This window comes from Actinoallomurus acaciae, assembly GCF_042429965.1.
Lineage (GTDB): Bacteria > Actinomycetota > Actinomycetes > Streptosporangiales > Streptosporangiaceae > Actinoallomurus > Actinoallomurus acaciae.
In genome coordinates this window covers 17,757-31,073 of the sequence record NZ_JBHLZP010000033.1, presented here as the reverse complement: position 1 = coordinate 31,073, position 13,317 = coordinate 17,757, and the positions used below count along the sequence as shown (strand labels likewise).

Below are 13,317 nucleotides of genomic sequence, written 5' to 3'. Positions count from 1 at the left end.
TGGAAGGCGGCGGCGTGGTCGGCGGGAATCGCGGGCGTGGCCCCGTTCGCGCCCTCCTTCGCCGCGTCGTCGTTCGCCGGTGCGGGATGGGTGCGCCTGACCGCACTGGTGATCGCGCCGGCGCTCGCGGTGATGGGACGGTACGCCGTGCCGCGCCGGGCGGCGGGCGCACGGGCGGAGGCGGCCGGGGACGCGTGGCGGACGACGGTGATGGGCGGACCGCCGCGCGACGACATCGCCGCCCTGTCGCGCACGTTCCCCTACGCGATGGCGTTCGAACGCTCCCATGCCTGGCCCGAGGCCTTGGCGCCGTCGGCGCTCCGGGGCGAACTGGACTGGTTCACGCTCGTCGAGCGCAAGCGTGGGCGCGGGCGCAGGCGTGAGCCGGAGACGGAACAGACGGTCACTCCCTGGATCGGCGGCCTGGGAGCCACCCGGCCCCGGCGCCCGTCCCCTGCGGCGCACCGCCGGGCGTACGAGCCGCGGCTCCGCCCACGGTGGGACCACCGATCCCTACTCCGTCGATAGCGGAGGGGGCGGAGGCGGGAGCCGGTGACTTCCGCGAGCGCTCTGGGCGCGCCCGGAGAATTGCGACTCATCCGCCCCAGCAGATGAGAAATGAAAAGGCGTGAAATCAACGCGATCGAACATGACGAATCATCGAATTAAACAGTTGTTGACACGATTGATCCGGCTATTTAACGTAAATCAACGCCTAGGTGCATTCCCGCCACCACGTCTGCCGCGCCGGCCGGCAGACGCCTCCATCCCTCCGCACCCAGGAGCCGTCGCCATGCGCAGACCTCGCCCCGCCCCACGCGTGACTGCCGCCGTCCTCCCCGCCGCCTCTCCGCCGACGCCGGGAGCGGACCGCCGCCGGTCCGCCCTGTCCGTCCTCGCCGCCCTCGCCCTCGCCCTGTTCACCCTCGCCGGGCTGTCCGGGACGGCGAGGGCCGCCACATCGCTGCCCTGCGACATCTACGGCGCCGCCGGCACGCCCTGCGTCGCCGCGCACAGCACCGTACGGGCCCTGTTCGCGAACTACTCGGGCCCGCTCTACCAGCTGACCCGCGCCTCCGACCACGCCACGCACGACGTGGGCGTGCTGTCCGCGGGCGGCTACGCCGACGCGGGCGACCACGACGCGTTCTGCAACGGCACCACGTGCGGCATCACGAAGATCTACGACCAGTCGTCGCGCCACAACGACCTGACGCCGTCCCCGGCCGGCACCGCCGGCACGGGAGCGGACTACCCCGCGGACGCGAGCGAGATCGCGATCACCGCGGGAGGTCACAAGGCCTACGGCGTGTGGATCTCCCCGCAGCACGGATACCGGCACGCCGTCGGGTCCGGCGTCGCGCAGAACGGACAGCCCGAGGGCATGTACATGGTCGCGAGCGGCACCCACGTCGGGTCCGCGTGCTGCTTCGACTATGGCAACGCCGAGGCCACGCCGGCCGACACCGGCAACGGCCACATGGACGCCGTCACGCTCGCCACCGCGTGCGCCGCGCCGTGCACCGGCTCGGGACCGTGGGTCGAGGCCGACCTGGAGAACGGCCTGTTCATGGGCGCCAACGGCTCCAACACCGCGAACCTCGGCAACAACAGCACCTACGTCACGGCCCTGCTGAAGAACAACGGCCAGACCACGTACGCGCTCAAGGGCGGCAACGCGCAGTCCGGCGGCCTGAGTACGTGGTGGAACGGCGCGCTGCCGAACCGCGGCGGCTACATCCCGATGCACCAGGAGGGCTCGATCATCCTGGGCACGGGCGGCGACAACAGCAACTGGAACATGGGCACCTTCTTCGAAGGGGTGATGACCTCCGGCTACCCGACCGACGCCGCCGACGACGCGGTGCAGGCCAACATCGTCTCGGCCGGCTACTCCGGCCAGACGAACGTGCCGAACGGCCCGCAGGGCACGATCATCGGCCCGGGGAACAAGTGCGTCGACGTCGCCGCCGACGACACCGGCGTCAACCTGGCCGCGGTGCAGCTGTGGGACTGCCAGAGCTACGCCGAGGACCAGCACTGGGAGCACTTCGCCGACAACACACTGCGCGTCCTCGGCCGCTGTCTGGACGTCAACGGCAACGGCACCGCGAACAACACCCAGGTCGAGCTCTATGACTGCAACGGCGTCGGCGGACAGAAGTGGGTGCAGCAGGCCGACGGCTCGCTGCGCAACCCGCAGTCCGGCCGCTGCCTGGACTCTCCGAGCGGAGCGACCGGAAACGGCACGCGCCTGCAGATCTATGACTGCAACGGATCCGCGGCACAGAGGTTCGCGGTGAACGGCGGCGGTGCGATCGTCGGCCCGGGCGGCAAGTGCGTCGACGTCCTCGGCGACGACAACGGCGCGAACTCCACGGCGGTCAACATCTGGGACTGCCAGTCGTACGCCGTGGACCAGCACTGGGTGCACCAGTCGAACGGCTCGTTGAAGACGCTCGGGCGCTGCCTGGACATCAACGGCGACGGCACCGCGAACAACACCCAGGTCGAGCTCTGGGACTGCAACGGCGTCGGCGGCCAGGTCTGGCAGCAGCAGGCCGACGGCTCCCTGCTCAATCCCCAGTCCGGCCGCTGCCTCGACTCCCCGAGCGGCGCGACGACGAACGGCACCCGCCTGCAGATCTATGACTGCAACGGATCCGCGGCGCAGAGGTTCGCCCTGAGCTAGCCCGGCACACGGCGGGGCCCGCGGGTCATCCGCGGGCCTCGTCGTCATCTCCGCGCAGCGCCGGCAGTCCTGCGGCCAGCGCCCTGAGCGCGCGGGTCAGCGTGGGGACGAACGGCAGGCACGTGGCGGCGATCTCGGGGTCCTGGGCGTACAGCTCCACGAGCGTGGGCGGCGGGTTGGCGGCCGGGTAGAGGGTGCCGGCGAGTGCGGCCGCCGCGCCGGCGATCTCGTAGCCCTCCTGCTCGGTGAGGTCGCCGTGCGCCCGTACGATCGCCCGGCCCAGCTCGGCCATCACCTCCAGCACGGTCCGCTTGAAGGCGCGCGCGGCCGGCACCGAGACGTTGTGCTCAAGCGTCGTGGTGGTCTGGCTCAGCAGGTCGCAGAACAGCGGCCGCTCGACGAGCGTCTCGGCCAGCACGGCGACCATCGCCTCCGTGCCGTGCGCCTCGCGGAGGCGTTCGGCCACCGCGGCCCCCCACTCGGTCCAGCCCTCGGCGGCCAGCTCCAGGAAGATCTCCTCGCGGGTGCCGAAATAGCGCACGATGTTGGACTTGGCGAGCCCGACCGCCGCCGCCACACCGCCCAGGCTGACGTTGCGCACGCCCGACTCGAGAGCGAGGTCACGCGCGGCGGCGAGGATCGCCTCGCGCCGCTGCCGTTTGTGCTCCGGCCGCCGGGCCCGGACGAACGCCTGCTTCATGGTGCCGCCAGGATACGACGCACGTTAACAGAACGTCGTTCTCTTGTTAAGAGTCCAGCGTTCTGTTAACTTCGCGCCATGACCGAGATACGGATGCGGGTCAACGGGACGACGGAGCGGCTCGACCTCGAGCCGCGCGTCAGCCTGCTCGACGCGTTGCGCGACCACCTTGCGCTGACCGGCACCAAGAAGGGCTGTGACCAGGGCGCCTGTGGCGCGTGCACGGTCCTCGCCGACGGCCGGCGGATCAACTCCTGCCTGGCTCTCGCCGTGCAGTACGACGGCTGTGACATCACCACGATCGAAGGACTCGACCATCCGCTCCAGGAGGCGTTCGTCCGTCACGACGGCCTCCAGTGCGGCTACTGCACATCCGGGCAGATCTGCTCGGCGGTCGGGATGCTGGCCGAGCACGAGGCGGGCGCGCCGAGCGCCGTCACGCCGCCGGACGGCACGGCGCTCACCGACGCGGAGATCCGCGAACGGATGAGCGGCAACCTCTGCCGCTGCGGCGCGTACAACGGCATCGTCGACGCCATCCGGGAGGTGGCGGCGTCATGAGGTCGTTCGCGTACGTACGCCCGCCCGACGTGGCGGCGGCGGTGCGGGCGATCGCCGCCGAGCCGGAGGCCAGGTTCCTCGGCGGCGGCACCAACCTCGTCGACCTGATGCGCGAGGGCATCGAGACGCCGGCCACGGTCGTCGACATCACCGGGCTGCCGCTCGCCGATGTGGAGGAGCTGCCCGGCGGAGGCGTACGGATCGGCGCCGCGGTCCGCAACGCCGAGCTGGCCGCGCACCCGCTGATACGCGCCCGGTACCCGGTGCTGTCGCAGGCTCTGCTCAGCGGCGCCTCGGCCCAGTTGCGCAACATGGCCACGGTCGGCGGCAATCTGCTCCAGCGCACCCGCTGCCCGTACTTCTACGACGAAGCCGCCGCCTGCAACCGGCGCGAGCCGGACAGCGGGTGCGGCGCGATCGGCGGGCTGAACCGCGACCACGCCGTGCTCGGCGTGAGCGACGCGTGCATCGCCACGCACCCCTCCGACATGTGCGTCGCGCTGGCCGCGCTCGACGCGGAGGTGGAGGCCGAGAGCGTGCGCGGCGTCCGGCGGGTGCCGCTGACCGGGTTCCATCGCCTGCCCGGTGACGCCCCGCATGTGGAGACCGATCTGGCCCCCGACGAACTCGTCACGGCGGTCGAGCTGCCCGCGCCGGTCACCACGACCTCGCGCTACCGGAAGGTGCGCGACCGCGCGTCCTACGCCTTCGCGCTGGTCTCCGTCGCCGCCGCGCTGGAGGTGCGGGACGGCACGGTGACCGCGGTCCGCCTGGCCCTCGGCGGTGTCGCGCCCAAGCCGTGGCGGGCCCACGAGGCCGAACGCGTGCTGACGGGCGCACCGGCCACCGAGGAGGCCTACCGGCGCGCCGCCGAGGCCGAACTGACCGCCGCCGTGGGCCGTCCCGGGAACGCCTTCAAGATCGACCTGGCCCGCCGCACGATCGTCGCGACGCTGAGGGAGCTGGGAAGGGAGGGCTCATGACCGTCACCGAGGCGCCGAGCCTGCCCCGCGACATCGGCGGCAAGAACGTCGGCCGTCCGATCGACCGGGTGGACGGACCGGCCAAGACCACCGGCGCCGCCCGCTACGCGGCCGAGTATCCCTACCCCGACCTCGCGCACGCCGCCCTGGTGCACGCCACCGTGAGCCGGGCCCGGATCACCGCGATCGACACCGCGGCCGCCCGCGAGGTCCCCGGCGTCATCGCCGTACTGACCCACGAGAACGCGCCCGCCCTCAAGCCGGCCCCGGCGGTGAGCCCGCTGAACCTGAGCACGCTCGTCTCCGGCACCTCGGTGAACTACCTGGGCACCGACGAGGTGCACTGGAACGGCCAGCCGGTCGCGGTCGTCGTCGCCGAGAGCCTCGACGCCGCCCGCGAGGCCGCCGCCCTGGTCCGCCCGGCCTACGCCGAGCTGCCCGCCACCGTCGACTTCGCCGCGCACGAGGGCGACGCCGCCCCGCAGAAGGGCGACATGATCATGCCCGGCGGCGCGCGCAAGGGCGACGCCGAGGCCGCGGTCGCGACGGCACCGGTCAGCGTGGACCTGCGGTTCACCACGCCGCCGTACAACCACAACGCCATCGAGCCGCACGCGACCACGGCGGCCTGGGACGGCGACCGCCTCACCGTGTACGACGCCACGCAGACCATCGACTGGTTCCGCCGCCACCTCGCCCTCCGCTTCGGCATACCGCTGGACGCCGTACGAGTGATCGCGCCGCATGTCGGCGGCGGCTTCGGCGGCAAGGGCCTGGTCTGGGCGGGCACGATCATCGCGGCACTGGCCGCCCGCGCGACCGGCCGGCCGGTACGGCTCGCGCAGACCCGTGAGGGCGTCTACCGCACGGTCGGCGGCCGCACCCCCTCCATCCAGCGGGTGGCGCTGGGAGCGGACGCCGACGGCCGCCTGACCGCCCTCGTCCACACGAGCGTGACCCGCCGGGGGCACATCGGCGGCGGCCCCGAACAGGTCACCTCGCAGTCGCGGCACCTGTACGACGTGCCGAACATCCTGCTGGAGCAGAAGATCGTCGAGCTGGACCTGCTCTCGAACACGCCGATGCGCGCGCCCGGCGAGTCGATCGGCACGTTCGCGCTGGAGTCGGCCGTCGACGAGCTGGCCGCGAGGCTGGGCCTGGACCCGATCGAACTGCGCATGCGCAACGAGCCGTCGCGGAATCCGATCGACGGCAAGCGGTTCTCACACCGGATGCTGCGTGAGGCGTACGCCCTGGGCGCCGAGCGGTTCGGCTGGTCCGCCCGCACGCCGGAGCCGGGGTCGATGCGCGACGGCCGGTGGCTCGTCGGCATGGGCGTCGCGACGGCGTACCACCCGTCGCTGCAGTTCGCCGCCAACGTGACCGTACGGCTGTCCGCCGACGGCACCGTCCTCGTCCGCTGCGGCATGCAGGAGATGGGGATGGGCGTGGCCACCGCGCAGGCGCAGATCGCGGCGGACGCCCTCGGTGTGCCGTTCACGGCGGTACGCGTGGAGTACGGCGACTCGACCCTGCCCATCGCCCCCGGCGCGGGCGGGTCCATGCAGACCGCGAGCGTCGCCGCGAGCCTGCTGGCCGCGTCCGAGAAGCTGAAACGGTCGGTGCTCACGCTCGCGCGACGCACCGGCTCGCCGCTGCGGGCACGCCGGCCGGAGGCCGTGGAGGCGCGCGACGGCGGGCTCTGGGAGAAGGCCGGTCCCGGCGAGACGTACGCCGCGATCCTCGCCCGAGCCGGGCGCGACCATGTCGAGGCGGCCGTCGGCGCGGATCGCGGCCTGGGCGCCGCGGCCGGGCAGGCCCGTTTCATGGCGAAGTTCCTGCTCGATCGGCGACGCTGGGTCAAGGCCGCGTGCGGGGCGCAGTTCTGCGAGGTTCGCGTCGACCCGGACACCGGCGAGGTGCGGGTGTCGCGCTGGCTCGGGTCCTTCGACGTCGGCACCGTGGTCAACGCCAAGACCGCCGTGAGCCAGTTGCGCGGCGGCATCGTGATGGGCATCGGCATGGCGCTGTCGGAGGAGACGCTGGTCGACCCGCGGAACGGCCGGATCATGAATCCGAGCCTGGCCGGATACCACGTGCCGGTGCACGCCGACGTCCCGCCGATCGACGTCTGCTACCTGGACGAGCCGGATCCGACGATGCCGCTCGGCCTGATCGGCATCGGCGAGGTCGGCATCACCGGCGTCGCGGCCGCGATCGCCAACGCCGTCCACCACGCGACCGGCCGCCGCGTATCCGACCTGCCGATCATCTTGGACCGGGTCCTGCCCGGGTAGGCACGGGCCGGCGCCCCGACACGTGCGAGACTTGGGCCGGGAAACAGACGAGCGACGACCGGTGGTACGCCCAGGTCCGCCGGCCCGTCTCACCGCACCCGCGGTCCGTCCGGAGGGTCCGGGCCACGCGTGCGCGCGGTCCGGACGCAGCGGACTCCCGCGCCGTCGTACCGGGCCTGCGGCCCGGAACATCCGACGCGCCGGCCGGTGTCGTTCGTCTTGTCGGGGGTACGCGCGGTACCGGTCGCGCGCGTCGGCTCTTCGGAGGGGGCTCTCGCGTGCCGTTCGATGCCGCCGCTGTGAAAGGAGTACGCACGCGTGAAGATCCCGAGGCGTGTCAACGCCGCCTTGGACTGGGTCGCCGACCATGCACGATTCGTATTGATCGTCGTGCCTCTGGTGGTCGCCGCGGTCGCCGTGCTGTGGATGCCCGCCGTGGCCGCGCTCGTGGTGGGCGTCGGAGTCGGCAGTGTGACGGTCCACGTCCGGATGAGCAGGCGGGTGACCCGGCTACGGGGCGAGGTCGATGACCTGCTGCGGGAGAACGGAGCGCTGCGACACCGACGCAACGTGATCGCGAGCGCGAACGTCACGTCCGAGAGCGTGCTCACCCAGAAGCTGCCGGCCATCCCCGAGGAGGACGGAGAGTAGCCCTGCCGGGGACCGGGCCGGAACGCGCGAACGTCCGCGACTCCGGTCCCCTCCCCCAAAGGAACCGGTGCGGACGTTCGCTCTGGGGCCCCGTGGACATCGACACACGGCCGGGCCCCATCCGGCCGGAGCGCGAGAACCCCCCAATTCTCGCCGCGATCCGGCCAATCCTTCGCTCCCAGATCGCGAGAATACGAAAATCGCCCGGCCGTTTTCGTCAGTCCACGGTTGACATCTGCGTGTACACCCACGGTTGACATGCCCGGCGTCACCGCGCGGGGACCCGGACGTGCAGAGACGTCCCCTGACCGGGCGGGCTAGAGATCGCGAGGTCGCCCCCCAGCGCCTCGACCCGGTCCCGGAGTCCGATCAGGCCCGCCCCGTACGCGAGGTCGCCCCCGCCGCGCCCGTCATCGTGGAACCACATCCACACGGCCCCTCCCCGGAGGCGGACGTCGAGGTGGGCCCTTGTCGCGTGCGCGTGTTCCAGCGTGTTGGCCAGCGCCTCCGAGGCGGCCGCGTAGACGGCCGTCTCGACCGCCTCGGCCAGCCTGCCGCCGACGCACCCGCTCAGCTCGACCGGGAGCGGCGAACGCCGCGCCAGCGACTTCAGGGCGGCGTCGATGCCGCCGTGGGACAGGCTGACCGGGTGCAGCCCATGGGAGACCTCCCCCAGGTCCGCCATGGCGTCGTACAGGTCCGCCTGGAGGCGGCTCACCCGTTCGCTCAGCCCGTCGCCGACGGCGTCCCGGAGGTCGCGCAGCCCCAGTGCGAGCAGGACGAGGCGCTGCTGGACCCCATCGTGGAGATCGCGTTCGATGCCGCGCCTCGTCGCGTCGCAGGCGAGGGCGAGGCGGGCGCGGGAGGCGAGCAGCTCGGCTCGGTACTCGGCGTCGGCGATCGCGGCGGCGAGGAGTTCGGCGAACATCGACATCGGCTCCTCCGCGCCCTCGGGCCCCGGCGCGGGCCCGGGGAAGATCTCCGCCATGAGGCCCCACAGGCGCCCCTTGACGACGACCGGGCAGGCGACGATGTATCGGGGCCCGCACGCTCGCGTCCGCGTGCCGGTCGCGGCGCCGTGGCGCGCGTGATCGGCTCTCCGCGCCGGCCGGCCCGTCCGTGCGACCTCGGCCTCTACGGCGCTCTCGTCCATGGAGTGGTACCTGGCGGAGAACGCGGGCGAGCCGCGACGGGCCCAGCGGCCGACCACGACGGTCGTGCGGTCCGGCCCGTACCTGCTGATCGTGACCTGGTCGCCGCCCAGCAGGTGGCCGAGCTCCCGGGCGACGGCGGTGGACATCCGCGCGGGCGAGGCGCCCCGCGCGACGAGTGTGGTCACGCGGTGGAGTGCCGCCTGCTCGTCCGCGAGCTCGCGCAGCCGGGCCCGCGCCGCCGCCGGAGAGACGACGGCGCGCCTTCGGCCGGCCCTCGGGCCGGCGTACGCCCATGTGTCCGGGGCACCGCGCGCGCCGACCGGGTGTCTCCGACGGCGAGCACGCTCCCCTGCCCTGGTCCGGCTCCCCCAGCCTCCCATCGATGGCCCCCTCGACGCGGAAAACGGCTGGTCATGGGGGAATACTCTGTAGTTTACGCGGGTCTACGGGACGGTCACCGCCGCCATCGGCCCCACCAGCCACGCCGGGGAGGGCGAGTGGCCGCCGTCGCGCCGACGGGCACCCTCTCGAGCGCGTTGCTGAGGTAGACCAGGCGGAACTTCCCGATCTGGACCTCGTCCCCGCTGGACAGAGCCGTCTCGTCGATTCTCTGCCGGTTGACGTAGGTGCCGTTGAGGCTGCCCATGTCACGCACGGAGAACCGCTCGCCCTGACGGTAGAACTCGGCGTGCCCACGCGACACGGTGACGTCGTCGAGGAAGATGTCGCTCTCCGGATGGCGGCCCGCGCTCGTGGTCTCCTGGTCGAGCAGGAACCGGCTGCCGGCATTCGGCCCTCGTTTGACGAGGAGAAGCGCCGTGTTGGGCGGGAGCGACTCGACTCCCACCTGATCGGCGGCCGGTTCGTCGGCCTGCTCGGCCGCGACGGCCGCCTCGATCGCACTGAACGACATCGTCGACGTCGAGTCTCCGGGCTCATCTGTCACCGGCGGAACACCGTGAGTGAGCGGAGTGCCGCAGTTCGAGCAGAAGCGGGCACCGTCCGGATTGGTGTGACCGCACTGCGTACAGGAAGCGCTCGGCATCGTCGCTCCACCTCCTACCTGTGGCTTCGGGGGTGCCTCGTGCACCGTACCGGCACACGCGTCGAGCATTCGTCCTCCGGTGGCACAACGAGGTCGAGCATTCGTCCTCCGGTGGCACAACGAGACGGTCCGTCCGTGACGCGCCGCCCGTCACGCTACGTACGAACCAGAAACGATCTTGAAGATTTCCCGCCTGAGGGTTGGCGAAACGTTGACTGATCAACACATCGCGGACGGAAAAGGTTCCCGCCTCGATCAGATGTCGACCTGAGAGCCCATGACCACGAGCCGGAGCTCGGGAAGGGCGAAGCGCTCGGCCGGGCTCGCGGCGTTGTTGGCCAGCGCAAGGAACAGGCGCTTGCGCCACATGCGCATGCCGGGCGCCCGGGTCAGCTGCAAGGTCACCTTCGACAGGAAGTACGACGCCTGGTCCGGGTCGATGTTCAGTTCGGCGTCCGTACGGCTCGACGCCAGACGGCGCAGCGCCGCCGGGATGTCCCGGTCGTCCTGGAAGCCGTACCTGAGGGTGACGTGCACGATCCCGTCGTCCCGGTAGCCGAGGTCGTCGACACTGGCGCGGTCGGCCACCGGGACGTGCGGAACGTTCTCGTCCACGGTCGAGACGATCACCACGTGCTCGTGGACGACCCCGTTGTGCTCGACGTTCGCGCGCAGCGCCAGCGGCGTGGTCTCCTTCGTCGGGTGCGGGAAGACCGCGGTGCCCGGCACGCGGACGACGTCCGAGCGGCGGAGGGTCTGGACGAACTCCGGCAACGGGCCCTCCTTGGCCGTACGACGCTCGGTGACGATCTCGCGGCCCCGCTCCCAGGTCTTCATAATCGTGAATACCGACAGCGCGATCAGCAGCGGCAGCCAGCCGCCGTGGGCGACCTTCGTCAGGTTCGCCGCGAAGTAGGTGACCTCCGCCCCGCCGATCACGACCGCCACCACCACGAGCCTCCACCCGGCCCAGCCCCAGTGCACCCGCGCGACCACGAGGAACAGCACGGTGGTGATGATCAGGGTGGCGGTGACGGCCACCCCGTACGCCGTCGCGAGGCGTTCGGAGGAGCGGAAGCCGAGCATCAGGCCCACCACGCCGACGAACAGGATCCAGTTGACGGCCGGCACGTACACCTGCCCGACCTCACGCGGCGACGTGTGCCGGATCCGCAGGTACGGCAGGAAACCGAGCCGTACGGCCTGCCGCGACACCGAGAAGGCCCCGGTGATCACAGCCTGCGAGGCGATCACCGTGGCGAGCGTCGCCAGGACGACCATCGGTACCCGCGCCCAGCCGGGCAGGAGAAGGAAGAACGGGTTCGCGGTGCTGTGCGGGTCGCGCAGGATCAGCGCGCCCTGGCCCAGGTAGTTCAGCGTCAGCGCGGGGAAGACCACCGCGAACCAGGCGCGCCGGATCGGCCGGCGGCCGAAGTGGCCCATGTCCGCGTACAGGGCCTCCGCGCCGGTGATCGACAGCACCACCGCCCCCATCGCGATGAACGCGATGTACGGGTGGTCGAACAAGAACGCGCCCGCGTACGTCGGCGACAGGCCCGCGAGGATGCCGGGACGCCGGAGCACCTCCTGGACGCCCGCCACGGCGATCGCCAGGAACCACAGGACCATCACCGGCCCGAACAGGCTCCCGACCCGGTGCGTGCCCCACCGCTGCGCCACGAACAGCAGCGTCAGGATCGTCGCCGCGACCGGAACCACCACGTGGGACAGGCTGGGTGTGGCCACCTTCAGGCCCTCCACCGCCGACATCACCGAGATCGCCGGCGTGATGACGCTGTCGCCGTAGAACAGCGAGGCGCCGAACACGCCCAGCGCCATGACGGCGGCCGCCCTCCCGCGCACGCCGCCGAGCACCCGGCGTACGAGGGCGGCGAGCGCCATCACCCCGCCCTCACCGTCGTTGTCGGCGCGGAGGATGAAGACCACGTACTTCACCGACACGATGAGCGTGACCGACCAGAACACCAGCGAGATCACGCCGTAGACGTCACCGCTCGTCGGGCGCACCGCCCCGTGGTCGATCGAGAAGACCGTCTGCAGGGCGTACAGGGGACTGGTGCCGATGTCTCCGTACACGACGCCGAGCGCGCCCAGCATCAGCGCCAGTTGCCCGGCGGTCCCGGACGCACCGGAGTGTGAGCCCTGCGACTCTTTGCCGGGAGACGTGCCGGTGACGTGCGCGGAATCTGTCATGGTGCATACCTAACCGGACGGACCTCCCGGTGACCAAAGACGGGATGCACTTCATGGCCGACGTTCCCCAGGTTCAGCTCTCCACCCCCCTGACCTCCTTCTCCGCCACGGACCCCGGCGGCTGGGACCACATGTTCCGGCACGCCCGCCTCCTGGACCGGGCCGGGTTCGACCGGCTCGTGGTGTCGGACCACGTGGTGCTCGGCGAGCGTCTGGAGGAGTACTCCCGGCCGGAGATCGGAGGGCAGGCGGGCGGACGGCAGCCGACGGGACCGGACGGCCACTGGCTGGAGCCGTTGACGACCCTGTCCGTGCTGGCCGGGATGACCTCCCGGATCAGGCTGGGCACCAACATCCTGCTGGCCGCGCTGCGCCGTCCGGTCGTGCTGGCCAAGAGCACCGCCACCCTGGACGTGCTCTCCTCGGGCCGGCTCGACCTGGGCGTGGGCGTCGGCTGGCAGCGTGAGGAGTACGAGGCCGCCGGGCTGAGGTTCGAGGAGCGGGGACGGCTGCTGGATCACACCCTGGAGGTCTGCCGGACGCTCTGGCAGGAGGAGCGGGCGGGCTTCTCGTCCCCGGAGCTCGGCTTCGAGGCGATCCACATGATGCCCAAGCCGACGCGGCCCGGCGGCGTCCCGATCTGGGTCGGCGGAAGCGTCAACTCCCGCGTCGCCGACCGGCTGGCCCGCTTCGGCACCGGCTGGATCCCCTGGGGAGTGGAGGCGGCCGACCTGCCGGCGGCGGTCGGCCGGATGCGGGAGGCACTCGCCGACCGAGGCCGGGATCCGTCCGGCCTCCAGGTCGTGGGCAGGCTCGCCGGGCGGACCCGCCCCGACGGAGAGCTCGACGTCGAACGCACGATGGAGGCCGTGCCCGGTCTGGTGGCCGCGGGAGCGACCGACCTGCGCCTCACCGTGCGGATCCCCGACGACGACGCCGAGGCGCACGACCGGCTGTCCGGCATCGTGGCCGCCTTCCGCGTCGCCGCCGTTTCCTGAGCCGGCCACCGGTCGCACACAA

General features: G+C 71.9%; 11 protein-coding genes. 7 read left to right on the top strand and 4 right to left on the bottom strand.

The genetic code is table 11. The features are described 5' to 3' along the window. Positions 1-528: hypothetical protein (locus ACFFNX_RS07160; protein WP_378197107.1), on the top strand; the 528-nt coding region annotated here is incomplete at its 5' end. A gap of 265 nt (positions 529-793) precedes the next feature. After that, positions 794-2,692, top strand: coding sequence for an arabinofuranosidase catalytic domain-containing protein (locus tag ACFFNX_RS07155; protein WP_378197104.1), 1,899 nt, complete (start codon positions 794-796; stop codon positions 2,690-2,692). A gap of 25 nt (positions 2,693-2,717) precedes the next feature. Here ACFFNX_RS07155 and ACFFNX_RS07150 read toward each other — a convergent pair whose 3' ends face one another. Then, the gene (locus ACFFNX_RS07150; protein ID WP_378197101.1) at positions 2,718-3,392 is read right to left on the bottom strand and encodes a TetR/AcrR family transcriptional regulator; all 675 of its coding nucleotides are present in this window, start codon (positions 3,390-3,392) and stop codon (positions 2,718-2,720) included. A 78-nt stretch (positions 3,393-3,470) separates the two neighbouring features. On the opposite strand from ACFFNX_RS07150, the gene ACFFNX_RS07145 reads away from it, so the two are divergent. From ACFFNX_RS07145 to ACFFNX_RS07130, 4 genes are all read left to right on the top strand, one after another. Next, complete coding sequence (locus ACFFNX_RS07145) at positions 3,471-3,953, top strand: (2Fe-2S)-binding protein (protein ID WP_378197098.1); 483 nt, start codon at positions 3,471-3,473, stop codon at positions 3,951-3,953. After that, the gene (locus ACFFNX_RS07140) at positions 3,950-4,936 is read left to right on the top strand and encodes an FAD binding domain-containing protein (protein WP_378197095.1); all 987 of its coding nucleotides are present in this window, start codon (positions 3,950-3,952) and stop codon (positions 4,934-4,936) included. The genes ACFFNX_RS07145 and ACFFNX_RS07140 overlap by 4 nt, the downstream gene beginning before the upstream one ends. Next, complete coding sequence (locus tag ACFFNX_RS07135) at positions 4,933-7,233, top strand: xanthine dehydrogenase family protein molybdopterin-binding subunit (protein WP_378197092.1); 2,301 nt, start codon at positions 4,933-4,935, stop codon at positions 7,231-7,233. The genes ACFFNX_RS07140 and ACFFNX_RS07135 overlap by 4 nt, the downstream gene beginning before the upstream one ends. A 318-nt stretch (positions 7,234-7,551) precedes the next feature. After that, a complete protein-coding gene (locus ACFFNX_RS07130) occupies positions 7,552-7,884 on the top strand; it encodes a hypothetical protein (protein ID WP_378197088.1) in 333 nt (110 codons plus the stop codon). 268 nt (positions 7,885-8,152) lie between these two features. Here ACFFNX_RS07130 and ACFFNX_RS07125 read toward each other — a convergent pair whose 3' ends face one another. The 3 genes from ACFFNX_RS07125 to ACFFNX_RS07115 all read right to left on the bottom strand — a co-directional run bounded on the left by ACFFNX_RS07125 (position 8,153) and on the right by ACFFNX_RS07115 (position 12,297). Then, positions 8,153-9,223: a GAF domain-containing sensor histidine kinase gene (locus ACFFNX_RS07125; protein WP_378197085.1), complete on the bottom strand. Its 1,071-nt coding sequence runs from the start codon at positions 9,221-9,223 to the stop codon at positions 8,153-8,155. Between the two features lie 269 nt (positions 9,224-9,492). After that, the gene (locus ACFFNX_RS07120; RefSeq protein ID WP_378197082.1) at positions 9,493-10,083 is read right to left on the bottom strand and encodes a double zinc ribbon and FHA domain-containing protein; all 591 of its coding nucleotides are present in this window, start codon (positions 10,081-10,083) and stop codon (positions 9,493-9,495) included. Between the two features lie 255 nt (positions 10,084-10,338). Continuing rightward, a complete protein-coding gene (locus ACFFNX_RS07115) occupies positions 10,339-12,297 on the bottom strand; it encodes a potassium transporter Kup (RefSeq protein ID WP_378197080.1) in 1,959 nt (652 codons plus the stop codon). Between the two features lie 29 nt (positions 12,298-12,326). On the opposite strand from ACFFNX_RS07115, the gene ACFFNX_RS07110 reads away from it, so the two are divergent. Then, positions 12,327-13,295: a TIGR03619 family F420-dependent LLM class oxidoreductase gene (locus ACFFNX_RS07110; RefSeq protein ID WP_378197078.1), complete on the top strand. Its 969-nt coding sequence runs from the start codon at positions 12,327-12,329 to the stop codon at positions 13,293-13,295. The last annotated feature ends 22 nt before the right edge of the window (positions 13,296-13,317 follow it).